Here is a 24422-nt window from a genome sequence, read left to right on the forward strand (position 1 = left end):
CCCTTTGAGTCCATCACTCCAGAACTATGGAAGTGCGTTGACTCCTGAATCTCAGTAACCCATGAAATTTATTAAAACTAGTGGTAAGAACACCAGGGTATTTTTACTAAATTATAAATGTTAATTATCATTTACTGATCGTTATTATTCCTGTTTTAGGAGCAGTATCTTTTATTTTTAATTGCAAGGAAATTAAAAATCCCTGAAATCAATTAGGTTTTGCGGTCGTTCCGATCTTGCAGAGAAGACCTCAGGAAAAGTGCTTTCTGTTTATCAAAGGAGGTGTGAGGTTCCTCCCCAGAGTCAATACAAAGATCTCCTTTAATGTATTTGAGAGTGCTATAACTCTTGATTTATTTTTACTCCTACTATATGAAAATATCTATGGTATTAACCACGCTTAGGCAGCATCAACACAAGCATTGAATTGATGTTCTACTAACTCCCAACCATTACTGATGAGTTCATTCCAAGTTTCATAAGAGGATTGATAGTCCAATTTTCTTGTGTTTTTAAGTCGTGTTGGAATACCTTCTTTCGTGCAAAACCATAGTTGAGTGAAGACAGTCGGAAACCCTATTTCAGATTTCGGATCACGAATGAAGAGCAAACAAAAGTCTCTTGCTGGCGCAACTAACCATCCTGATGATGATGGTAATGCTTCTCTAACAGGTTCATTCATGTGATTGATATCTAATTGTGGATTCATTTCCTGCAAACATTCTGATGAAGTCAGTAGTCAGAGGGATCACGAAGGAGAGAAAAAAAAGCACCTGCTCACTGGTGCTTTGGTTGCTTGCAGCTGTGATGCATGTATTTTAATACAAATATACTACTTTTGTCTATGTGTGAATTAATGACTTGTCTAAGAAAAGGGCGCTACTGCTTTAGCATCCTTGTTTTCTCTTATTTTTTGCACAAAGCTGATTTTTGTTGCGATAGTTCTGCTTTTACCTTTCTAATCAAACCGGAAGTATCAGCAATTATTTTTAATTAGCAATCAGCGTTAGCAATGCCCATATCAAGATCAGCAACTAAAGGAAAAGGAATAGACCATGCATGAGCATCTTCCTTGGAGATTGCAGCGGCAAAAACACCTCCAATTAATCCACCTTTAGTTGCATTACCCGAACTACAACTTTCCCCGCTTGTTTGATAACTACGAGAAATTAATATTTGCTCTTGATTTGGTCTGTTATGTTTGCGATAAGTATGAGGGAAATAATGAGTATGATTATTAGGGTGACGAAATCTGCCGCATGGTAGATTCCAACTCAATGATGAGCAAGATACTGCGACCTTGTCCAAATACGACTTCACACAACCCTTTGATCTTCTATTCCCAGCAACATATTCCTCTCTGTAGATTTCTTTAAAGCAAGTTCGTTGAGTTGTGTATTCCCTCTGGTGGTGATATCCATCTGCCATTGCTGCCATTGGAGAAATAAACATTGCAGAAAGAACTAATTGTCGGATTTTCATTCCTTACTTTTACCTTTAATCAAAACATAGGATTTTTCTGATCCAATAATCAGCAATTCAGACACCTCTAAATGTGCTTTGAAGCTATCAAATTAAAGATCGTCTTCACTATTTCCGAAAGGGTTGTATCTGATATCAAAAATCAAAACTACTGCTGTACTTAAAAGCAGTAACCCGAAAACAACTTGTGGAGGTGGAAATATCACTCTTACACTTTAGAAAAGGCACAAAAAAACCGCCCTGTTCTGTTCGGGCGGACTTGTTGCAGAGATCTAGTGCAAGTGTTTCCTTGTTTCCACTGCGGAGAGTCTCTTACTCCTCACAACTCAAACATAAATGAACTTGTAAAAGATGAAATTGTCTTGAGGCGGGTTTATCGATTGGCACAGGCACTAAAAAAGCATCCAATTGGATGCTTTTTCGGTACAGAACTATGTGTGAGGAGTTGTTCTGTATTCATATTCTTATACACCTGATACCAAGATGGCAATAACAAAAATAATCTCTTAAATATTGAGAAAATATTTGCTTGGTGTAAAAAAACAAAAAATTTCACACTTCATTTGCGAATGCTAAAAATTTGCTGAAAACAACTTCTCCCTCAGCACCTTGTGTAAATGAAGGAGCAGAGTGATAACGGTCTTCAAGTATCTGTTCCCACTATGTTTTCTTTGTCACTTTCTCATTTTTCAACAGAGAGATCGTACATAGTTTGTTTTCTCATACCTTGCTTGTAGATTCGATGTAAAGAAAAAAGTATTAAAAAACTATAAGATTCCCTGATTAATTATTTGTAAGTCTTTGTTTTTTATTGACTATTTTAATGAGGCTATTAAAGATTTTTATTTCAAATTTTCGCTAAAATTATATAAATAGTTTCTTTTACATATTAATTAGAATGAAACTAAGAAGTATTTTTTATATGAAGAAAAGCATTTTTGTTTTGATGTCAATGCTGCAACAGTTGGTTATAGGAACTGATGTTTTGTTTCAAAGATTTAGTTCTTCAGAATTTATTAACTACTTTTTTACGCATTCAAAACTTTGTGATCGCAAAAACGCGTACCTCATGAAGAAGGTGGCGCGAGATTTTTGTCACCTCCTTTGAGTTTAGGACCTACTTATCCAGCGAAACTTTTTTCTGACTAATCAACCATTTACTTAACAAGAAGTGCTGGGAGTCCTAAATTATTTAAAATTCTTTTAGGATTTGAATTCAATTAATAAAAGTACTTGATTAGGTCTTATGGCAAAAATTGAAAATGATCTTGATATTTACTATGCAGTTGGTAATGCTAATACTTCTAGGCAGGAAACTGAGATTGGGGAAATTATAAAAAAAAGAAATTCTATGGGATGGAAATTAGTTTCTACCAGCACTGCAGTGGTTGATATTACTAACCAATTTTCTAACTTGTATCTCTTTTGGGAGAAATAATATGATTAAGAAAAAGGAGAAATTTAATGTGACACAGGGAATGACTCTTTTGCTTCTTAAAAAACTTTCTTTACCTCCGAACTTGGTCTTTTTAATCATTCTTTTTATTACTAACCCAGCAAATAAAATTGGTTATGAGGAGGAGTAGGCATACAAAAGCCTTTTCGAAATCAAGTCTTTTTTCCCTTCACCTAAAGAATTATTTATACCTTCAACTTATTAAACACATGGATTAAGAAAGGCACCCTGCTGCATCAGCTTCCTTGAGTGCCTTTCTTTATTTACAGAACAATTTTGTTGAGGAGTGTTCTGCTTTCTTTTTTCTAATTAATTCGAAAAGTGAAAGCATCAGAAATTGTTCCTAATTAAAGATCGTTTTGCCTATTTCTAAGGTGGGCTATATCTTGTTGAAGATCAAAACTACTCTTGTGCCTCAAAGTAGAAGTCCAAAAACCCATTATGGTGATATTAGATTATCTCATTACTCAAGGAATATATCGGTTTTAAGTCGAAAAAAGAAGTCGTGTATAAAGAGAACAACAATCTTCAAATTAATCAGGGATTACCTTGTCTCGATCATTACGGATATAAAACGTACGGAAGGATATTGATCGTCTTATTACAATTTTTCCTTAAAACGGGTCTGAGATTTTGGTTGCCTCCTTTAAGTTCAGCATCCACATGTATTACTGAACTTGTCACTCTGATTTACGACCATCTACTTGATAGGAAGTGATATATTTCCTAATTCATCTCTAATAAATCCAGATCAGGTGAACATGAGAAAAAACTCCTGTTTAACCAACCACCCAATAATCTTTGTGTTTTCTGAGAATGAGTTTGAGAAGATCGAGAATCATCATTTTTACCTCAATATTTCAACTGAAAGTAATAAGGAATTAGATGAGGAAGTGTTCCAAGTGAGATTAAAAGTACAGAAAACCAAAGAAAGATTGATGAAAGAGTATTCGACCCATTAGATCTGAAACTACGTGTTGCTTGCATGATTAGACCTCCATTGAATTTAATGTTTTTTAGTAATTCATTGAGCAGTTGCCAAACTGCAAACATTCATTCTCGTAATCGACCGCATCAAAATCAGTTTCATAATTCGAAACCAGATCGCACCAATCGTTCCCTTGCATAGGAACTCCACAAGATTTTGAGAATGTTTCCTTTACGTCTTCGATTGCATGTTTAAAAGGATTACCGCATGACATGGCTTGACCTCCTAATAGTGCCTTGATTTATATCTACTCCTATTGATTGAAAATATCTATAGGAGAAAAATCCTAAAGTGTTAATCTTTATTCTTCCAACAAAAAAGACCCCTTGCCTTAAGAGTGGTATTAGGGGTCGTCCTTTACTAAAGAACTGTTTGTGAGAGGAGTTGTTCTGTTATTTGTTTTTTTAATAAATTCCTAAAAGAGTCGATAAAAGAAAAACATCTAATTAGCAATTCGCATCACCCACTTTTAAAATTATAACTGTAACTAATAAGATAGTGTAGCTTACGCTTCTTTTTTAGATATTGCAGCAGCAAGACTGCCACCCAAAACGTCACCTTTTGTTCTTGATGATCCGTAAGCACTGGACGAAGAATTAGATTTGGAAACTAGAGTTGTTGGTAGGTAATACCGAGTCTGGCTTCTGCAATCATCCACGCAGGTATGGTTCACTGATGATGATGACTAACCTTATCCCATGGAATACAAGGAATTTCTAACGCCATACAATTAACTAAGAAAATTCGTGCAAAATCCTTTACTGTGAAATAGGTATTGTAAGTAATTTTCGCAGATCTAGTTATTGCTAAAAGTATTGACTATAGATATGTAGGTATTAACTGATTAAGGATATTTCTTGTTATCAGTTGTTTGAGTCGTTTTGGAATTTGATGCAACTTTGTATTTCAATTAAAAAAAATAATTATGGCGAGGGTTAACAAAAAGCGTCATCATTTCAATAATAGATAGTTAGCATCTAATGTCATTTGCAGTTACTTACAATGGAGATATTCAATATATTAAGGTTTTCTACTCAACTGAAAAAACGAGATCTGGAAAGTACTACGGCGATTTCTATAAACAAATGGATGCATTAGCGAGTGACCTGAAACGTCTAAAAGAAGAACTTTATGAGGATAGTGATAAGGCAGCGAAAATTGCTAAAGATGCTGCAAATAAGGCACTTTCTGAAAGATTTGGACCACTCCGATACGTTATTGATAATCGACATTGGGATGAGGACATGGTTGTCAGTAAAATTCTTGATGACAGAAAAGAAGAAATGTTAGCACTAGCACAAAAGACTTTTAATAATGAAGTCCTTCTTGAAGAGGACGCGGCTGAGGAATATTGTATCCACTTGGATGAAGGAGTAATAGAAGTTGATGGTAAGGGTGTAGAGACATCAGTAATGGATTTTTTTGATTCTGACGACTACCACGAATTAAATGAGGCAAAATTAGAAAAATTGGAAAAACTTGATTGGTTTATCATCTGGTCGAGGACAGAGGCCGGTGAGTTTCAGGCAGAGGGTGGACTACATGAGGGTAATTATTCATCGAAGGAATTGAATATGAAAAATTGCTTGCTTACCTATAGAGATTTGCCCCTTGTTGTTCCTTCTAATGGTACGGACATCTTTAGTAATGAACTTGAAATCCATTTTATTGATGAGACCAGGGCATCTCTTTCAATAGGTGAAGCTTAGCAAAACAACAAGATTTGCTTAACTTATGGGCATTTCTATTTAAGTCGGTAGGCAGCGATGAATGAATTACGTCTCAGAATCTATGAGCAGATAATAAATGATTAACCAGGAGTGAGAACTTCCTTATTTAATAAAATCTGTGGAGTTACCATTTTTATTTCCATTTTTTTCGCAGTTATCACTACTGAAAATTCAATCGCTTATAAATTTGGGAATCAGATAGACCTTTTGGATTGGGTTATTGGTGTTTTGTGTTGAATATTGTTGTCGCTTATGGGTTGCACCACTTGAAAAGAAATATGGCAAAGGATGGAAAGGCGTTTTACGTTATGTGGTTTCACCAATGGCAATAATTGATGTTATTGCAGTTGTCCCATCTTTTATTGGTGTTCGTGCTGAATTAAAAATTCTCAGGATTATTCGTCTCTTGAGAATATTAAAAATTGGAAGGAGTGAAAAATTAAGCAAAGTATATATCACTTTAATTATGCAATTCGTTCAAAGAGTCAAGAATTACAAATTTCGATTTTTTAAACAGTTTTACTTTTGTTGATCAGCAGTACTTTTATGTATCTTGCTGAATCTTCTATTCAACCAATCTTGTTAGGTTCAATTCCAAGATGTCTTTGGTTGTCAATCACAACTGTCAGTGCTGTTGGTTATGGAGATTCCATACCAGTAACGGCTGTTGGAAAAACGATTGCATCGATAACTTCTCTTATGGGTATTGCTGCAATTGCAATACCTACTGGAATACTTGCATCTGGATTTAGTGAATCAATAGGGGTACACGATAAAAATAAAAACGAATTGTATGAAAATGAGTTTTCAAGTAATACCTAATTGAATTGATGTTCACATCAAATACAGGAAATTTTTTTACTAAAGAAGGAGCAATAGTTCTTATGGTCTCATTGAGTGCTACTGATGTAAATTCAGAAAAGAAATGGAGAGGTTTTTACAACTCGTTATCAATGGCTGAACTAGTAGAAGCCGAGTGGTATGAGTATTGGAAAGATTGATTGAATAAGATAAAATAATTTAATTGAGTGGATGATTATGGACGAAGCGTGGCTGCAAGAACTCAATAAAAGGAATCTTGTGGTTCAAGGAGAAGATTGCTCTCGATGGGACTTCGCAACTGTTATTCTTTCTTCTTCAGTTCTAGAAAAACTAAGTCAGGATGAAGGAGCGAAATTTCATATGACTGAATTTAAACGAGCAACTAATGAAATTGAGCATTGGGCAAGAGTAGAAGAAATATGTGACTTTTTTGGTGTTGAAGATCCAGATTTGGCTGGAGATATATATGTTAGAAGGTTTAAAAATATGACTATAGATGATGAGATTAAATGGCTAGAGTTAAGAGATATTAGTGAAGATATACCTGAAGGCTTTGGAGTGAAAGTTGATTGGGGTACAACAAAATTAGTATAAAAAGAAAAATGGATATTGATTAAATGAAACTTTTTGAATTTAAATAGCAAAGAAACAAAGCACTCAATATGTTTTGATAAAAATGAATTTATATTTGCAAGAATTATTTGAAAAGAGTACAAACCTGATTAATTACACACAAAATCAAATTATCTCCATTAGCTACTTTCAATGCTGAATTCTTATTAACAACTCATTAAATTTCTTTGCCTTTTTGACTGATCTCTACTTACCACCGTTATGAAGGCGAACAGCATCAGAAGAACTTTGTCCATTCGATTGAATCTCTTTGACACATTGGATGAAGACTTTTGATTCTTGTTTTACAGAGCAGAAACTTAAAGCGATTCATTAAGTGCAACACAAGAAAATACATTAGAACCTATTTGAACAGTGTCATAGGCAAGCATCGCTTTTCCTTTCCCACTGTATTTTTGTTTGCTTGTTTTATTTTTCTCGGTCATTTTTTTAAAGGGTTTTTTTTTTAAATTTAATCTATTTACTTATCAAAAAAGTTTACAAGTAGTAAAGGATACCGTTCTCATTACCTTTTTGAGTTTTTTACATTCAAAATAATTACAAAAAAACCGCCTCATTGTTGACAAGACGGTTTTTTTGGAGATCAGACGCACGTGTTTCCTTGTTTCCACTTCGGAGAATCTCACTCCTCAATTTTATTAACAGAACTATTGAGTGAGGAGTTGTCCTGTCAATTCATTTTTACTGTTATTGGGGTTTTCACTACTTAAAAAAAATTACTTAGATCATGAGGCTGAATTGATTTTTGACCTGCAAGATTGGCTAGTCCTCTGCATTTTCAAACTGTTTAGCTAATCTAAAACCTTTTCTAATAATTAAATATATTCCATATAAACCAGCAATTAAAGGAAGAACTATTAAAGGGTTAGGACTATAATTGGAATAATCTTTTACACCATCAACATATTCGATACCCGAGCATTTCAAGTATAGAAAACTCGAAAAGATAATACCCCAGCCAATGATTGAGAGAATTCCTCCTTTTTTGTCACCCTCGTAAAATCTATCTAAACCCCATCCCCAACCAATAGCGAGGATCACTCCTCTTGTTACAGCATTTTTTTCTTGCTTACGAAGCATTTCTTTTGTTGGAATGTGTTCGGAATGAACATAACTGAATTATTGTTGTTTTGCATGCACTCATTCAAAAGATACTTATTCCTGTAAACATTTTGATATTGTTTATCTAGAAAATAAGCATGAAATCAAGTGAGGTAACTTTCCAGACAAGCAAAAAATAGAGATTTAGAGAGAAATTGATCAAATAAATCTATCTTTGCCTTTTGAGTTGGTTTGTATTTCTTATAGCTATGCTAATTTGTATTATTTTCTAGGGGTGGTCGACTGCAAAAAAAAAAGATAAATTGGTTCAATAGCTTATTACTTTTGACAGTTGCACAACAGACTGATTTGCAGTTGAGCCGAAGGCTTCAGAAAGATAGTATAACCATCTCAGGAAAGGTTATTTTTATAAATCCTTTTCTATATTGGCGACGCTTTGACAACAATACTGATAGATGGTTAAGGGAGCCTGGCCAGCTAGGAGAAGAGCAAATCAATCTTAATAGAGCGCGTTTTTATCCAGAAGTAGATTGGACTTTTCTGAAAGACGAAGAGCGGATGATTAAAGACGCCGCAGTTGAAATGTTTTTAAAAACGCTTGAATTAATTAGTACTTTTCATCCTCAGCTTACTGCGGGGCAATTGCTAGAAGTTGAAAGAAAAATGGCGGTTACTAAAAAAAAGTCTTTTGAACGTTGGGTAGAGAAATCTTTTAGAAAGAAAATTAATCAAGCTTCAAGAGAGCGTAATAGGTTTGCTAGAGAGCGTTTTGTAAGAGGTTGGCGAGAATGGTTAACTCTTGAAACTACACATCAAGCTTTTCTTCCATTCGCGACAATAATTGTGATGTCAATCTTTGGTGGTTGGTCCATAGGTATTTCTAATAATAGTTGTACTCCTTACTTTCCAACGTCAGAAACAGGTATTCTTAAGTAGCTTTTGTTAAGCCATTATGGCTAAAGATCAATTAAGGGATTTGCATTTATTTGCAATGGAGTCTGCATTGCCTTTTGGCATGGGCATTGTTAACAATGCTAAAAATGGTGGATTTCAAAAAATAATGGATGTATTAAAATCAAAAGATCCATTTTTAGAATTCCAAGTTGACGGCAAAACTTCTGCAAAGACAGTAAGGGATAAGATTGATCAATTGATTCCTGGTTTAGGCTATCCAGTTGTTTCTGTTGATGTAACTGTTCAAGAGAATTCTCCTGATTATGAAAGTAATGATCATGATTCTTTAGTTTCAACTTTAAATAGAATTGATAATAAATTAGATCAATTGAGGCATTATCTTAGTAATGACTCAAAAAATTTAGATGACGAATAATTCTTGAATTCTAATAATGAAGAAAAAGGAGAATTTATATCTCAGTTCTAAAAAGCATGTGGGTGCTTTCAATCAACCCTTTATTTTCTTTTTATTTACTTGCTTAATTTTTTTCGTAACAGGTGCTCGTCTATTTTGGATACAAATAATTAATGGCTCTTACTATAAAAAACTCTCAGAAGAAAATAGAATCAAGCTAATCTCTAACCCACCAATACGAGGCAGGCTATTAGATCGTAATGGTGTAATTCTTGCCGACAATAAACTTTTTTATTCTTTATCTGTTCAACCTAGACTGTTAACTAATATTGAATGGATTAATCTAAGGGATGCTTTATCTGATCTGTTGAATGTTTCTGCAAGTCAATTAGAGATTGCATTTAACAGAAGTAATTCCGAGACTCCTTATAAAAAAGTATTGTTGCGTGATTTATCCGTTGAGCAAGTTATCAGATTTAAAGAACAAGAGAGTAAATTGTATGGTGCTCAGATTGATATTGGTTTAGTTAGAAATTATCCTTATAAGTCTTTAGCCGCTCATGCTTTAGGTTATACACAATTGATAACTCAAGATGAGTTTTCGGAGCTTTCACAAAGAGGTTATAAATTTTCCGATCGAATTGGACGAAAAGGAATTGAAGCTGCTTTTGAACCTGAATTGAGAGGTAAATGGGGCGGAGAAATGCTTGAGATTGATGCAATAGGTACGGTTCAACGGAGTCTAGGGTTAAAGCTTCCTAAAGCTGGCAAGGATATCAAATTGACTCTTGATCTAGAGCTTCAACGGACTGCCGAAAAAGTTTTGTCCGATAAAGTCGGAGGAGCAATAGTAGCGCTTGATCCACGTACAGGTGCAATTAGAGCAATTGCTAGTCAACCTACTTTTGATCTGAATTTTTTTTCTCAGCCTTTTACTAATCAACAATATAACAACTTTTTTTTGTCATCGAATCGTCCCCTTTTGAGTAGAGCATTTAATGCATACGATCCAGGAAGTACATGGAAGCCCATAACGGCTATTGCCGGTATGGAAAGTGGCAAATTTCCTCCCAGTCAAAAATTAAAGACCGTTCCTTGTATTAAATATGGTAGTCATTGTTTTCCAGAATATAACAAGAGAGGTTTTGGGTGGATAGGATATGAAGATGCATTTAGAGTTTCGAGCAATACGTTTTTTTATCAAGTAGGTGTAGGGGTTGGGCCCTCGGCTTTATATGATGCAGCGATTAAACTTGGCTTCGATAATTACACTGGCATAGAAACTTTAATTGATGAAAATAAGGGTTTAGTAGGGAATAAGGAATGGGCTGATAAAGGTCGTGGCTGGGGCAAGCCTGGAGAAACTCCCTGGATCGTAGAGGATATGGCTAGTGCATCCATTGGTCAATCGGTTGTTCTGGTTACTCCATTGCAATTAGCACGAGCATATGCGTCTTTTGCAAATGGTGGTTATTTGATTACTCCTCATTTGGTTGATGGAAATATTAATTGGAGATCAGAAAAATATTTCCAAAAAGTAGATATTCGAGATACAACTTTTGAGACAATCCGTCGTGGACTTCGAAAAGTAGTAACTAGTGGTACTGCCATTGGAATAAATATAGATCCCTCTATAATCCCTCCAGTCGCTGGTAAAACTGGAACAGCTGAAGATAGCAGTGGAGGTAAAGATCATGCATGGTTTGCTGGCTTTGCGCCTTATGACTCGGGTGAAATAGTCATAGTTGCATTTGCTCAGAATACTCCTGGTGGTGGTTCAGTCCACGCTCTCCCTATGGCAAAAAAAATGTTTCAGACATGGTATGAATTAAACTCTAATGAGCAATTGATTAGTGTTGGAGAAGAGTCCGAGAATTAATTAGAATGATTTAATTTTAATAGTTGAGTTAAGATTGCGTTAATTGATGTATCTTCAGCAATTTTTGACTTGTTGGTAGCTAACTGTCGACCTAAAACCAAAGCTCCAAGATGGGTCAGCTGAATTCGCATTGAAAGCAATAACTCCATACACCCTCCTCCCGAAAAACTTGCAATTGCAATTGGACGTTCGTTAAATAAATTTCGAAAATCTTTTCCTTGCACAGAAAGCCAGGCTATTGCATTTGTAAGAATTGGAGGAATTGAACCATTATATTCTGGAGCACAAATGACCCAATGTGAATGGCTTTCCATTTGAGCATTGATCAAATGAAGATTATCTGGTGCTTTCTCTTTTGAATTATGACGTGGATTAAATATTGGTAAATCATTTTGTGATTCTGTCAAATCAAGTAATGCGCATGAGTAATTTAGTTCCTTGCCTGCGAGTAAAAATCTTTTGGCTAACTTCAGATTTTCACCATTGCTTGCAGCTATGACAAGAAGCTTTTTATTAGACATTGTGAATTGGGAAGGAAATATAAATGGATCAAGTCGTTTTTGTAATGGATCTAGTAGTTCGCTCCGGTTTTTCGATGATGAACTGCTGTTACTCCATCTTTTTTAAGGACTTTTCCATGTTTAATCTCAGCATATATCAGCCAATGATCCCCACACTCCATTCGTTGACTAACTGTACCCTCCAGCCAAGCTAAAGCTTCATTTAACAACGGTTGATTGCTTGGACTTAATTTGATCTCAAGATTGTTAAATCTATTATCTCCAGGTTTGAATGATTGGAGAAATTGTTTAAGGAGGCTTTGATGATTGTTTTGCTCTAAGATATTCAAAGCAAAATTATCACCAGTATGAAGTAAGTTTTCTACAGCTCTTTCTTTAGCTACTGCAATCGTAATACCAGGAGGAGAAAAGCTTGCTTGACTCACCCAGCTTGCGACCATTGCTCCGCTAATTTGATTACCTTTATCTCCTTTTTGAGCAGTCAATATACATAGTGATCCTACAACTCTTCCAAGTGCATTAATTGTTGGATCACTTTTACTTGTATTTAAGCCAACATTAGCCTTTCTTTGTTGACGTAATTTTGTATTAATTAATTGTTTACCAAATTGGATACCTGTTTCCTCAAGTTTTTTAATCATTAATGGGTCAGGACTGAATTTGATTTTTATGGGTTCAAATCCAAATTTAAAGCCCCCATCTTTTAATTTTTTTTCAAGTAAATCAAGAGCTTCTCCACTCCATCCATAACTTCCAAATACTCCAGCCGGTTTGTCTCTGTCTCCCTCAGCCAAAAGCGTGCCTAGCGCAGAAACAATTGGGGTAGGTGCATGTCCTCCTAAAGTTGGTGATCCAATTAGATATCCATCGGCTTTACGAATTTCATTGATTAAACTATCTGAAGCGGTGAATTCACAATTAATAATCTTAACTTTGACTCCTGTTTTACTAATTCCTCTAGCGATGGCATCAGCAATAGCTGCAGTGTTTCCATATGCACTAGCAAATAATAAAGCAACTCTTAAGTTGCTGTATTTTTGGCTTTCTCCCCAGCTTTGGTAGTTGTTTAATAAACTTCTCCAACTACCGCTGATTGCAGGCCCATGTCCAGGGGCTATCGTATCAATCTCAAAATCTTCGAATTTTTCGATAATACTATTCACTTGAGTAGACATTGGTGCCATTAAACAATCGAAGTAATGTCTTCTTTCTTCATCCGTACTAATACTGTTCAATTCAGCCCATTTTTCTTCATATACATGCGCACCAAACAATTTGTCACTCATCAATAAACCAGTTTCCTTTTCAAAAACAATTAGTCCACCAGGCCAACGTGCTGTTGGCGCGGGAATGAGTGTAATCTCAAAATTATTATCTAGTTGCAGAGTGTCTAGTTGTCTAATGATTTGTATATTTGGAAGGATTGCAACTTTCTCCGATGCTTCTTTTGGATATTTATCTTTAGATGGTTTTCGTAAATTCCAAATTTCCTTGAATAACTTTGCTCCGGGATTAGAACAAATAACCGTTAAATTTTTATATTTCACTTGCATTCGTTTTACAAACGCTACTTTATTGGGATTGATATGACCCATAACTATCTTAATTTCAGCTGAATCTTTGCTTATTATTGTCTCAAACTCTTCTAAGAATTCTTTTTCAAATGTTAAACCAGGAGGGTGAATTAAAATATATTCTTGTGATTTAGAATCTTTATCTTGATATGACTTAAATAAAAAAGTATTTGTGCAACTACCTTTTTCAAGTGAATATTCAACTTCAAATCTAGTTCTTTTTGGATTTAGGCTTCTTAAACAAATTAAGTTCTCCTCAATAGGAATCTGGATGGTCTTTTTTATGAAAGTATTTAACCTTGGTGAAGAAATATTCTCTACTGCCATTGTTAATAATTACTACCAACTCTTCTGTGATGCACTGCTGTTTTACTTTGAGTATTAGATAAATTACCTTTCTCAACTGATGAATAGATGATCCAATGGTCTGGCGTCTCCATTCTTTGAATAACTTTACATGAAAGGAAAGCTAACGCATCAGATAGAACTGGTCCTCCAGCCGCAAGATCATTCATTAATTCAACTCCTTCGAATCGATTAGCACCTGGTGGAAAACGTTTTAAAAAGTGTCTGAAGAGGTGCAAATAATTATTTTCTTGAAGAATATTCAAAACAAAACGATTGTTGACTTGTAATAATGATTCAATCGCTCTGTCTTTAGCTACTGCCACGGTGATTCCAGGGGGTTCAAAACTTGCTTGACTGACCCAGCTTGCAACCATCGCACCGTCTCGACTGTCCGCACCTGAATTCTCTTTAGCCGTAACAATGTAGAGCCCACCGCTTAAACAACCAAGCGCTTTGTTTAATTCTCCATCAAGGCTTTTTGTAGCAGCAAGATTTTTCTTTCTAGTAAGAATTTGACCTAAATCTGTACCAGCTTCTTCAAATTGTTGATAAACAGTTTTATTTGGTTCGTCACGAACTCGAAGTGGTTTAAATGCTTCTTTTTGTCCAAGCTTTCTTAATTGGTTCGTAATAAAGTCAATTGGCTCTTCATTTCCGCCATAAGAATCATAAGTAGCTACCCACTGTTTTTGTTTTAATGACGCAAGTAGTGTCCCAATATTACTTTGCAATTCCGAATCAGATTTTATTGGCCATGTTGGTACAACAACTGCGCTTGCATCACTAATTAGAGCAGTTAATTCTTGAGTGTCTGAAGCGATAAGATCAACTAATTGAACTTGAGCATTTGCCTTGCCTATGCCATGAGCAATTGCTTGACTAAGCCGATCGCAAAAACCATATTGGCTGAGGTAACAAACCACGGCATAGTTATCACCTTTACTCCTTTGCTTACTCCATTCTCTATAATTATCCAGCCATAACTGCGTATTAAAATTAAGGATTGGTCCATGTCCAACACCAATAGTTTGCACAGTTGGCAATGCATCAATTTTTTTTAATGCTTGAACTACGCTGCGGGCATTAGGACCCATGAGGCAGTCGTAATAAAATCGGAAATCTTCATTTAATAGTTTTGGATTCTCGTCGTACAATTTTTCTGAACAGTAATGTAAACCAAACGCGTCACAAGTATATAAAACTTGAGTACCGTGATCAAAAGAAAAAATAGTATCGGGCCAGTGTAGATTTGGCGCACTAATAAATTCAATTTTGTGCTCGACTCCGCTGATTGAATTAGTTTCTAAATTTAGCTCCTCACCACTTTTGATTGCTCTTGACTTGAAAGGTTGATGGATTTGGTCTTCTAGAAATTTTATAGCAACTTTAGATGCGACGATTTCAATATTTGGATTTAGTTCAATTAAATATTTAATGAGTCCTGAATGATCTGGCTCTGTGTGACTGACTATTAAAAAATCAATTTCTGTTGGGTTGATTTCTTGTCTTAGTTTTTCAAACCAAATATCTTTAAATTTTAAATGGCTTGTATCTATGAGTGCAGTTTTTTTGCCTCTTATTAAAAAACTATTGTATGTAGTCCCATTTCTAAGGCCAAATTCAATATCAAACCTGCTCCGATCCCAATCCAATGATCTTAAAGTGTGAGTATCTTCAGCAATTTTTTCATATTGCAGTGTGAGCCTGTGAGTATCCTTTTTCTGATTTTCTAAAGCTGTCGATTCAGTAAAAATCATGTTCTTAAAGCCATTAATCAGAGAGAGCTAGAAAGATGCAACAAATTAGATTGCTGAGTGAAAATACCTAGATCATTTTTTACCATATTAGGATATTGAGGTTTGCACGTGTGATACTGCTTCCCGTAAATATTATTTGTTTGCAATAGGTGTGGATCTCGACGGATTTTTTTGAATATTTTGTCTTTCGAAGTCTCATGGGTTTCCATTTTGTTATTGTTTAAGGGCAAGTTGAGCCAATCTGACCATTTTTGTGATTGTTTTCAAAAACCTTTGTAGAAATAATTTTTAGTTATGAAAAAAAATTCTTCTACCTTAATGAATCCTCCATCTCTTTCAGGAGATGAAATAAGAGAAGCTTTTATAAACTTTTTTACTAAACATAATCATGAGAAACTTGCAAGTTCTTCTTTAATTCCAGATGACCCAACTGTTTTATTGACAATTGCGGGGATGTTACCTTTTAAGCCTATATTTTTAGGATTGAAAGAATCTCCTACTCCTCGAGCAACATCCAGTCAAAAATGTATTCGAACAAATGATATTGAAAATGTAGGGAGAACAGCTAGGCATCATACTTTTTTTGAGATGCTTGGTAATTTTTCTTTTGGTGATTACTTTAAAAAAGAGGCAATTCAATGGGCGTGGGAATTAACTACTGATGTTTTTCAACTCAATCCAAAGAATATAGTCATTAGCGTTTTTGAAGAAGACTTAGAAGCCGAGCAAATATGGAAAGAAGTTAAAGGGGTTGATGCAAAGAGAATCATCAGAATGGGTGCTTCGGATAATTTTTGGTCATCTGGAGCTACAGGACCTTGTGGTCCATGTTCTGAACTATATTTTGATTTTAAACCCGAATTAGGAAATGACGGTATAGATCTTGAAGACGATAGTCGATTTATAGAATTTTATAATTTGGTTTTTATGCAATACAACCGAAACTTAAAGGGCACTCTTGAACCATTGGCGAATTGTCATATTGATACAGGAATGGGCTTAGAAAGAATGGCTCAAATTTTGCAAAAAAAATCTAATAACTACGAAACGGATCTTATTTTTCCTCTCATTGAGTCAGCGGCTTTATTAGCTAAAGTTAATTATGAAACTACAAATAAAAAAAATCAAACATCATTAAAAATTATTGGCGATCATTGTAGAGCTGTCACTCATTTAATTTGTGACGGTGTAACTGCAAGCAATCTTGGGCGAGGCTATATTCTTCGTCGTCTCATACGGCGTATGATTCGACATGGTCGACTGGTAGGGATTAATCAGTCGTTTTTACCTCAGCTAGCTGAAGTTGCAATTGAGCTGATGAAAAATGCTTATCCTCAATTATTGGAGAAAAAGAAAATTATTCTTAGTGAATTAAAAATAGAAGAATCTCGTTTCCTTGAAACTCTTGAACGGGGAGAAAAACTTTTAGCAGAGATAACAGCTCATGAATGTGATCTTATCTCTGGTGCTCAGGCATTTGAGCTTTATGACACTTATGGTTTTCCTTTGGAATTAACAGAAGAGATCGCAAATGAAAAAGGTATTTCTGTTGATATAACTGGCTTTGAAGCTGAAATGGAGAAGCAACGCAAACGTGCAAAAGCAGCTTCTGTCAGTATTGATTTAACTGAAGAAGGTTCAATTGAAAGAGAAATTTCTTTGTTTGATGAAACAATATTTGATGGCTATGAAAAGTTACAAACCACTTCTACCGTGATAGGCATTTTTAAAAATAATGAATTAGTTAAACAAGCTTTTGAAGGTGATTTAGTCAAGATTATTGTTAATAGAACGCCTTTTTATGCTGAGTCGGGTGGCCAAATTGGAGATAAAGGCTTAATAACATCTCAAGATTTAGAGGTGTCTATAGAAAACGTTAGAAAAAAGAAGAATATTTTTATTCATTCTGGAAGGATTAAGACTGGAGTTCTAATAGTTAATTCATCTGTTCAGATGAATGTAACTCCATCTTTTCGTCAACGAACTACATCAAATCACACAGCTACACATCTATTACAATCAGCTTTAAAGTTATCGATTGACTCAAGTGTAAGTCAAAGAGGCTCCTTAGTTTCAAATGATCGATTGAGATTTGATTTTAATGCTCCAAAACCTTTAACAAACAAAGAACTTGATGATATGGAAGTACTGATAAATCAATGGATTAATGAAGATCATCCAATTCAAATTAAAACAATGCCAATTAAGGATGCTATGGCTGCTGGTGCTTTGGCAATGTTTGGTGAGAAATATGGTGATGTGGTACGTGTCGTGGATGTTCCAGGTGTTTCTATGGAGTTATGTGGAGGAACCCATGTAACTCGCACTTCACAACTAGGTACGTTTAAAATTATTAATGAGACAGGTATTGCTTCAGGTATTAGACGAATAGAGGCTATCGCTGGTCCATCAGTTTTAGATTATTTTAACGAACGTGATTTGGTAGTTAAGGAGTTAAGTAAATCATTCAAGGTTCAATCATATGAAATTGTTGAGAGAGTTTCATCTCTTCAAATGGAATTGAAAGATAAAACAAAAGAACTTATCAAACTTAAGAATGAACTCGCATTAGTGAAGGCATTGAGTTTGGCGAGTTATGCAAAATGTGTTGGTAAGAGTAAATTATTAATCAGACGTTTAGATGGAGTTGACGGAGCTGGATTGCAATCTGCGGCTTCAAGTTTGATAGATCATTTGGGCAAGTACTCTGCTGTTGTTTTTGGAGGTATTCCAAATCAGGAGATCGATAATAAATTAGTGTTTGTTGCTGCATTTTCTTCTGATTTGGTCTTAGATGGTTTTCATGCGGGCAAATTTATCAGTGGGGTTGCAAAAATTTGTGGTGGTGGCGGCGGTGGTCGTCCAAATCTCGCTCAAGCTGGTGGTAGTCAACCTCAATCGCTGGATCTAGCTTTAGAAAAAGCTAATGAGGATTTGACTCAACAATTGTCTTAATTTAGCTCTGTAGGTAAGTACTTTGACGGAGACTTACCTCCACATGCTCTATTAATTTTTGTGCATCCTGGATTTTAAGATGCCCGCTTTGAATAGCTGATTCGCTTGATTTTCGTAATCGCTCTAATAATATTTCTGGATCATGTTCCAAATATTCAAGAACATTTGATTTTGAATTTCCACGAATGACATGCTCAACTTTGTATGTTCCTTTCTCTGTAAATCTTATATGGACTGCATTAGTACTCCCAAATAAATTATGTAGATTTCCCATTACTTCTTGATAGGCGCCTCCTAAAAAAAGTCCAATTAGATATTTTTCGTCTTGATCAAATTCATGAAGAGGTAGCAAGCTTTTAATTTTTCCATTGTCAATAAATTGATCAAGCTTTCCATCTGAATCGCATGTTAAATCTGCAAAGTGACCAAGTTTGTTCGGTTCTTTGCTAAGCCGATGGATTGGCATAATTGGAAAAACTTGATCAATGGCCCAAGTGTCTGGAGCGGATCTAAATACGGAAAGATTTGCGTAGTATGTTATGGCTAAACTTTCACTTAATTTTTTTAGTTCTGTCGGTAGAAGTATATTTTTTGGTAACTGATTAACAATTGTTTTTGCACAGGCCCATGTCAACTGTTCGGCTTTTGCACGTTCAACTAAATCTATATAACCGAGACGAAAAGCCGCTAATGCATCTGCTTTAAATTTAAGTGAATCATTCCATGCTTCTTGTAGTTTGGCTAAATCTTCCTCTTGCTTAAGTTCTAGAGACTGTATATGGATTAATGTTTCACGTAAATTTCTGACAGAGAGACACTCTTTTTCGTCTTCTTTAGGAATGTCAGAGGGTAACGAATTTTTGCCTAAAATATTGAAGATTAAGATTGAAAAGTGACTAGCAATTGCTCTTCCACTCTCCGTAATCAATGTGGGTAGTGGTATCTTTTTTGATTCACAACACTCTTTAATAGTTGCTACTACATCGTTTGCATAATTTTGAAGTGAGTAATTAGTAGATGCTATTGAGGCTGTTTGACTTCCATCGTAATCAATACCTAAACCACCTCCAACATCTAAGTATCCCATAGGAGCCCCAAGATTAATTAATTCTGCATAAATTTGTCCTGCTTCTTGTAAGGCATCTTTTAAAACACCTATATCGTTAATTTGACTCCCTAGATGAAAATGTAAAAGCTTTAATTCATTGAGAAGTTTTGCTTCTTTTAACCTTTTGATTGCTTTCAATATTTCTGGAATTGAAAGTCCAAATTTTGACTTGTCACCAATCGAGCTACTCCATCTTCCACTGCTTTGACTAGATAACTTTGCTCTAATTCCTATGAGTGGAGATGCTCCGAGTAAATGACTGGATCTGATTATAAGATCAACATCATTTGCTTGTTCTATAACTACTATAGGTTGACGTCCAAGCTGACGTGCTAAAATAGCTGTCTCAATATAACGTTTATCTTTATAGCCATTACATATTAGTAAAGCTTTAGGATCTTCTAATATTGATAAAGCAATTAGTAGCTCTGGCTTGCTTCCAGCCTCTAAGCCAAAATTCCATTTGGAACCACAGGTGATTAATTCTTCAACTACGTGACGCTGTTGATTACATTTAATTGGAAATACACCTTGGTATTTTCCTTGATATTGATAGTCACTTATTGCTTTTTCAAAAGCTTTATGTAAGTTTTTTAAGCAGTCTTCGAGAATATCGTCAAATCTTATTAACAGAGGAAATTTTAGTTTTCGACTTTCGAGTTCATCTAATAGTTCCATCAAATCATGAGATTTGTTTTTGGAACCGTTAGGACAAATACCAATATTCCCTTTTTCATTGATTGTGAAATAACCCTTTCCCCATCGATCAATCCCATAGAGGTCTGAGCTGTTTTGGATAGTCCAAGAGAGAGATTGATTAGTATTTTTCACAGTCATTTATGCGATAACAAAGTTGCCAAGTTTTGATCATTCACGATTAATACAATTAAATTTGAGAACAGTTTTATTAAGTGTCATGTTTTACTTGCCAAGAGGGTGGTTTTAGGAAGACTATGGCTTCATATTAATGAATATCGCAATGACTTTGGAAAGAACTTTTGTTGCTATCAAGCCAGATGGTGTACAAAGAGGTTTAATCGCTGAGATTCTTGGTCGTTTTGAAACCAAAGGATTCAAATTAGTAGGCCTAAAGCAACTCACACCAAGCAAAGAACTTGCTGAAAAACATTACGGTGTACACAAAGATCGTCCTTTCTTTTCAGGTTTAGTTGATTTCATAACAAGTGGTCCTGTTGTTGCAATGGTTTGGGAGGGTGAAGGAGTTATTGCAAGTGCGAGAAAATTGATTGGAGCAACGAAGCCTCTTGAGGCTGAACCTGGAACTATTAGAGGTGATTTGGCTGTGAATATTGGTCGTAATGTTATTCATGGTTCTGATGGTTTTAATACGGCAGTATTTGAAATTGAACTATGGTTCCAGAAAAATGAACTTGTTGATTGGACCCCATCAGATCAATCATGGAGAGTGGAATAAATTATTGCTGAACTTCACAATTTTTTGGTGAGTGGTTTTAAAATCTGTCCCATCTGAATTGGGACAAAAAACTACTTTCCTCATTAGTTAAAGACCTCGAGCAAATAGATTTTCCAATTAATTCTGCGGTTATCGCCGCCAATAAAACTCCATTACGATGATGACCAGTAGCAAGCCATAGTCCATTAATTGATGACATTCCCAGTAAAGGACCTTCGTCTGGTGTGCATGGACGAAAACCCCACCATCTCTCCATATGAGGTAGTTGATTAAGTTCAGGAATAAGAGATTGAATCCCTTTTTGCAGCTCGCGTTGTCCTTTTGGAGTAAGTCCTTTTTGGAAGCCTGCCTCACGCTCACTGGTTGCTCCTACGATTATTAGGCCGTCATCTCTTGGAACTAAGTAAATCCCGGGTCCAAAAATAATCCTCTTTAGAATCTGTTTTGGTCCCTGAATAGATAACATCTGGCCTTTAACAGGAAAAATAGGGAGTGTTTTAAATATTTGTTTGCTCCAGGCTCCGCAGCAGAGAACTGCTTCTTCGCTTTTTAAATGATTGATATTTCCATTAATGTCTTTAATTTTGACACCTTGAAAAGTGTTTGAATCTTTCATGATTTCAATTACTTCAACTCCTTCTTGAAAGTGAACACCTAATTCAACACAAGCTTTTTCAAGTGCTCTCATTAAAAGTCTTCGATTATCGATTTGACCGTCCTGTCTAAAAAGTAAACCTAATTTCCATTTTTTTGAGAGTCCTGGAATTTCTTGAAGGAGTTCATTCCTGTTTAGCTTTTCACCAAATTTATATGTTGGGTAGGATTCACAGCCTTTGAGGCTTTCAAATGGAACAACAATCCCACAAGTTTTGAGACCACACGACATTTTGCTATTTTTCTCAATGCTTTCTATCCATTTCGGGTGTCTTTGAAGACTAGTTTGACCAAGACTTAAAAGCTCACCTTGAAGTCCCTCAGCGTGAGGGGCTAGCATTCCAGCAGCTACAAAGCCTGCTGCTTCACTTCTGCTTCTACTTAAAATTTCTACGCGTTTGCCTTTTTGAGCAAGTTCATGGGCTATTGCAAGACCCATTAATCCTCCTCCCAGAATTAATAATGGTTTTTCGTTTACTTCACCCATTACTTGGATTTGAAAAATGTTATTTTCAATGTTTTAGATTACGTTAGCTTCCATGACTGAGCTTTTCTTTCATAAGATTCACATATCTAGGTCAAATTAATGTCAGAATCCAATGTTTCTTGGGAAGTTGTAATCGGATTAGAGACGCATGTGCAGTTGGGAACTAAGAGCAAAATATTTACTAGTGCATCAACTAATTTTGGTGATGATCCAAATACTCATATTGACCCAGTGGTATGTGGCTTACCAGGCACTTTGCCAGTTCTAAATAAAAAGGTTCTGGAATATGCAGTAAAAGCAGCGATGGCTTTGAATTTAAATATTGCCTCTCACAGTAAGTTTGATAGGAAGCAATATTTTTATCCAGACTTACCAAAAAATTATCAAATATCTCAATTTGATGAACCTATTGCAGAAGACGGGTGGATAGAGGTAGAAGTAGCGGAAAAAGGCAAGGAAACTTATGTCAAAAAAATAGGTATTGAAAGATTACATATGGAGGAGGATGCTGGAAAACTTGTTCACGCAGGTAGTGATCAGTTGTCAGGCTCCACCCATTCATTGGTTGATTACAACAGAGCAGGTGTAGCACTAGCTGAAATAGTTAGTAAACCTGATTTAAGAACAGGTAGAGAGGCTGCGGAGTATGCAGCTGAAATCAGAAGAATTATGCGTTATCTAGGAGTATCTGATGGGAATATGCAGGAGGGGTCTTTGCGATGTGATGTGAATATTTCAGTTCGACCAACTGTTAATGATCCATTTGGTACAAAAGTAGAAATCAAAAATATGAATTCATTTTCAGCTATTCAGAAAGCTTGTGAATATGAAATTAAGCGGCAAATTAAAGCTTACGAATCTGGAGAAGAAGTAAAACAAGAAACGAGGTTATGGGATGAAGGTAAGCAACTGACTAAAAGCATGAGATCAAAAGAAGGTAGTAGCGATTATCGTTATTTTCCTGATCCTGATTTAGGTCCAATTGAAGTAAGTTATGCATTAAAAGAAAAATGGCGCTCGGAATTACCAGAATTGCCAGCTGCAAAAAGGAATAGATACGCATCAGATCTTGGCCTTTCTATTTATGATGCGCGAGTTTTAACTGACGAATCTTCAATGGCTAATTATTTTGAAAAAGTTGTTAATGAAGGTGGAGCACCAAAATCTTCAGCAAATTGGATAACTGGAGATTTAGCAGCGTATGTTAAATCTAATAGATTATCATTTGATCAATTATCGCTTAAGCCAAATGAATTAGCAGAAATGTTGCAAATGATTGATGCAGGAGAAATAAGTGGAAAAATTGCTAAAGAAATATTGCCTGAACTATTACGTAAAGGTGGTTCTCCAAAGCAATTAGTCAAAGAACGTGGTTTAGGTATGATTGGTGATCCGAAAGTTATTGAGGAAATTATTGATAAATTGATCCTTAATCATCCCAATGAGGTTGAATCCTTTAAAGCTGGGAAGAAGAAATTGCTAGGTTTTTTTGTAGGTCAATTAATGAAGGAATCAAAAGGGAAAGCGGATCCAAAACTCGCCAATCAAATATTAAATAAAAAATTACAAGCCTAGAAATTATATAATTTTTTTAACTGCTTCTTCCATGTATCATTATTACTAGAATTTGTAATTATATAATCTGCGAATTGTTTTTTAAAAGAGTTGTCCCATAACGCATCAATTCTTTGATTTGCTTCTTCAAAACTTAATTTATCTCTTGACTGAAGTCTTTCTAATTGCGTAGTTCTAGAGCAATCTACATAACAAATTTCACTACATAAGTTTGTATAATTTTTTTCAAATAGAAGAGGAATAATCAAAATAACTACTGAATTTGATTTCAATTTTTCTAATTCTTCTTCAATTCTTTTGTTGACAAATGGATGTATTATTTCCTCTAGCCATTTTTTTTCAGCATCATTTTGAAAAACTATTTTTGCTAATGCTTTTCGATTAATAATTTGATCATTTTTACTCGAATGTTGAATTATTTTATTTCCATATCTCAACAAGACTTTTTTGAATATTTTACTTTCAGCTCTTAATGCTTCATGAGCAAATATGTCAGCGTCTAAAATTGGCCATTGCTTTGTTTGAAATAGAAAATCTCCAACGATTGTTTTTCCACTAGCAATACCTCCAGTGATACCAATTCTTCTTTGTTTGCCTTTCCATCTAAGACAAAGTTTATTTGTTTGTTTTTGGTCAATCATTAATAT

The 24422-nt window shown here is 35.2% G+C and carries 24 protein-coding genes; 12 read left to right on the forward strand and 12 right to left on the reverse strand.

What is annotated here, in order from left to right:
• Positions 1–400: 400 nt before the first annotated feature.
• Entirely contained in the window at positions 401–709 is a 309-nt protein-coding gene (locus AC6EIY_RS07815; RefSeq protein WP_498506378.1) for a DUF1651 domain-containing protein, read from the reverse strand.
• A 284-nt stretch (positions 710–993) separates the two neighbouring features.
• Positions 994–1482 carry a hypothetical protein gene (locus AC6EIY_RS07820; protein ID WP_498506379.1) on the reverse strand — a complete coding sequence of 163 codons (489 nt, stop codon included), beginning with the start codon at positions 1480–1482 and terminating at the stop codon, positions 994–996.
• A gap of 1246 nt (positions 1483–2728) precedes the next feature.
• Between AC6EIY_RS07820 and AC6EIY_RS07825 the strand changes: the two genes are divergently transcribed.
• Positions 2729–2920 carry a hypothetical protein gene (locus AC6EIY_RS07825; protein ID WP_498506380.1) on the forward strand — a complete coding sequence of 64 codons (192 nt, stop codon included), beginning with the start codon at positions 2729–2731 and terminating at the stop codon, positions 2918–2920.
• 1034 nt (positions 2921–3954) lie between these two features.
• Here the strand turns inward: AC6EIY_RS07825 and AC6EIY_RS07830 are convergent.
• A complete protein-coding gene (locus tag AC6EIY_RS07830) occupies positions 3955–4140 on the reverse strand; it encodes a hypothetical protein (RefSeq protein WP_498506368.1) in 186 nt (61 codons plus the stop codon).
• 291 nt (positions 4141–4431) lie between these two features.
• A complete protein-coding gene (locus tag AC6EIY_RS07835) occupies positions 4432–4599 on the reverse strand; it encodes a hypothetical protein (protein WP_498506381.1) in 168 nt (55 codons plus the stop codon).
• A gap of 307 nt (positions 4600–4906) precedes the next feature.
• Here AC6EIY_RS07835 and AC6EIY_RS07840 point away from each other — a divergent pair, with 307 nt between their 5' ends.
• From AC6EIY_RS07840 to AC6EIY_RS07860, 5 genes are all read left to right on the forward strand, one after another.
• The gene (locus AC6EIY_RS07840) at positions 4907–5635 is read left to right on the forward strand and encodes a hypothetical protein (protein WP_498506382.1); all 729 of its coding nucleotides are present in this window, start codon (positions 4907–4909) and stop codon (positions 5633–5635) included.
• 244 nt (positions 5636–5879) lie between these two features.
• Positions 5880–6188, forward strand: a complete 309-nt coding sequence (locus AC6EIY_RS07845; protein ID WP_498506383.1) for an ion transporter — start codon at positions 5880–5882, stop codon at positions 6186–6188.
• Between the two features lie 14 nt (positions 6189–6202).
• The gene (locus AC6EIY_RS07850) at positions 6203–6478 is read left to right on the forward strand and encodes a potassium channel family protein (RefSeq protein ID WP_498506384.1); all 276 of its coding nucleotides are present in this window, start codon (positions 6203–6205) and stop codon (positions 6476–6478) included.
• A gap of 8 nt (positions 6479–6486) precedes the next feature.
• Positions 6487–6657 (forward strand): hypothetical protein, encoded by a 171-nt coding sequence (locus tag AC6EIY_RS07855; protein ID WP_498506385.1) that lies wholly within the window; start codon positions 6487–6489, stop codon positions 6655–6657.
• Positions 6658–6694: 37 nt separating this feature from the next.
• A complete protein-coding gene (locus tag AC6EIY_RS07860; RefSeq protein ID WP_498506386.1) occupies positions 6695–7072 on the forward strand; it encodes a hypothetical protein in 378 nt (125 codons plus the stop codon).
• 338 nt (positions 7073–7410) lie between these two features.
• On the opposite strand, the gene AC6EIY_RS07865 is transcribed toward AC6EIY_RS07860, so the two are convergent.
• Positions 7411–7536, reverse strand: a complete 126-nt coding sequence (locus AC6EIY_RS07865; RefSeq protein ID WP_498506387.1) for a hypothetical protein — start codon at positions 7534–7536, stop codon at positions 7411–7413.
• Positions 7537–7873: 337 nt separating this feature from the next.
• Positions 7874–8191, reverse strand: coding sequence for a hypothetical protein (locus AC6EIY_RS07870; protein ID WP_498506388.1), 318 nt, complete (start codon positions 8189–8191; stop codon positions 7874–7876).
• A gap of 306 nt (positions 8192–8497) precedes the next feature.
• Between AC6EIY_RS07870 and AC6EIY_RS07875 the strand changes: the two genes are divergently transcribed.
• Genes AC6EIY_RS07875 through mrdA form a run of 3 tightly spaced genes read left to right on the forward strand, consistent with a single transcriptional unit; the run spans position 8498 to position 11361 of the window.
• Positions 8498–9109 carry a DUF8672 family protein gene (locus tag AC6EIY_RS07875; protein ID WP_498506389.1) on the forward strand — a complete coding sequence of 204 codons (612 nt, stop codon included), beginning with the start codon at positions 8498–8500 and terminating at the stop codon, positions 9107–9109.
• A gap of 16 nt (positions 9110–9125) precedes the next feature.
• The gene (locus AC6EIY_RS07880; RefSeq protein WP_498506390.1) at positions 9126–9503 is read left to right on the forward strand and encodes a hypothetical protein; all 378 of its coding nucleotides are present in this window, start codon (positions 9126–9128) and stop codon (positions 9501–9503) included.
• Between the two features lie 16 nt (positions 9504–9519).
• A complete protein-coding gene (gene mrdA, locus AC6EIY_RS07885; RefSeq protein WP_498506391.1) occupies positions 9520–11361 on the forward strand; it encodes a penicillin-binding protein 2 in 1842 nt (613 codons plus the stop codon).
• Here the strand turns inward: mrdA and AC6EIY_RS07890 are convergent.
• Genes AC6EIY_RS07890 through AC6EIY_RS07900 form a run of 3 tightly spaced genes read right to left on the reverse strand, consistent with a single transcriptional unit; the run spans position 11358 to position 15561 of the window.
• Complete coding sequence (locus tag AC6EIY_RS07890) at positions 11358–11882, reverse strand: NAD(P)H-dependent oxidoreductase (protein ID WP_498506392.1); 525 nt, start codon at positions 11880–11882, stop codon at positions 11358–11360. The two genes, mrdA and AC6EIY_RS07890, sit on opposite strands and share 4 nt — an antisense overlap.
• A 50-nt stretch (positions 11883–11932) precedes the next feature.
• Positions 11933–13783, reverse strand: a complete 1851-nt coding sequence (locus AC6EIY_RS07895) for a flavin reductase (RefSeq protein WP_498506393.1) — start codon at positions 13781–13783, stop codon at positions 11933–11935.
• A gap of 2 nt (positions 13784–13785) precedes the next feature.
• Positions 13786–15561: a flavin reductase gene (locus AC6EIY_RS07900; protein ID WP_498506394.1), complete on the reverse strand. Its 1776-nt coding sequence runs from the start codon at positions 15559–15561 to the stop codon at positions 13786–13788.
• A gap of 294 nt (positions 15562–15855) precedes the next feature.
• Here AC6EIY_RS07900 and alaS point away from each other — a divergent pair, with 294 nt between their 5' ends.
• On the forward strand, positions 15856–18516 hold the full coding sequence (alaS, locus tag AC6EIY_RS07905) for an alanine--tRNA ligase (protein WP_498506395.1): 2661 nt from the start codon (positions 15856–15858) through the stop codon (positions 18514–18516).
• 1 nt (position 18517) lies between these two features.
• Here alaS and speA read toward each other — a convergent pair whose 3' ends face one another.
• A complete protein-coding gene (speA, locus tag AC6EIY_RS07910; RefSeq protein WP_498506396.1) occupies positions 18518–20461 on the reverse strand; it encodes a biosynthetic arginine decarboxylase in 1944 nt (647 codons plus the stop codon).
• Between the two features lie 142 nt (positions 20462–20603).
• On the opposite strand from speA, the gene ndk reads away from it, so the two are divergent.
• The gene (gene ndk, locus AC6EIY_RS07915; RefSeq protein WP_498508188.1) at positions 20604–21059 is read left to right on the forward strand and encodes a nucleoside-diphosphate kinase; all 456 of its coding nucleotides are present in this window, start codon (positions 20604–20606) and stop codon (positions 21057–21059) included.
• Positions 21060–21096: 37 nt separating this feature from the next.
• Here ndk and thiO read toward each other — a convergent pair whose 3' ends face one another.
• Entirely contained in the window at positions 21097–22200 is a 1104-nt protein-coding gene (thiO, locus tag AC6EIY_RS07920; RefSeq protein ID WP_498506397.1) for a glycine oxidase ThiO, read from the reverse strand.
• 99 nt (positions 22201–22299) lie between these two features.
• Between thiO and gatB the strand changes: the two genes are divergently transcribed.
• Positions 22300–23775: an Asp-tRNA(Asn)/Glu-tRNA(Gln) amidotransferase subunit GatB gene (gatB, locus tag AC6EIY_RS07925; protein WP_498506398.1), complete on the forward strand. Its 1476-nt coding sequence runs from the start codon at positions 22300–22302 to the stop codon at positions 23773–23775.
• On the opposite strand, the gene coaE is transcribed toward gatB, so the two are convergent.
• The gene (coaE, locus tag AC6EIY_RS07930) at positions 23772–24416 is read right to left on the reverse strand and encodes a dephospho-CoA kinase (protein WP_498506399.1); all 645 of its coding nucleotides are present in this window, start codon (positions 24414–24416) and stop codon (positions 23772–23774) included. The genes gatB and coaE overlap by 4 nt on opposite strands.
• Positions 24417–24422 lie beyond the last annotated feature (6 nt).

The organism is Prochlorococcus sp. MIT2304 (assembly GCF_059772405.1).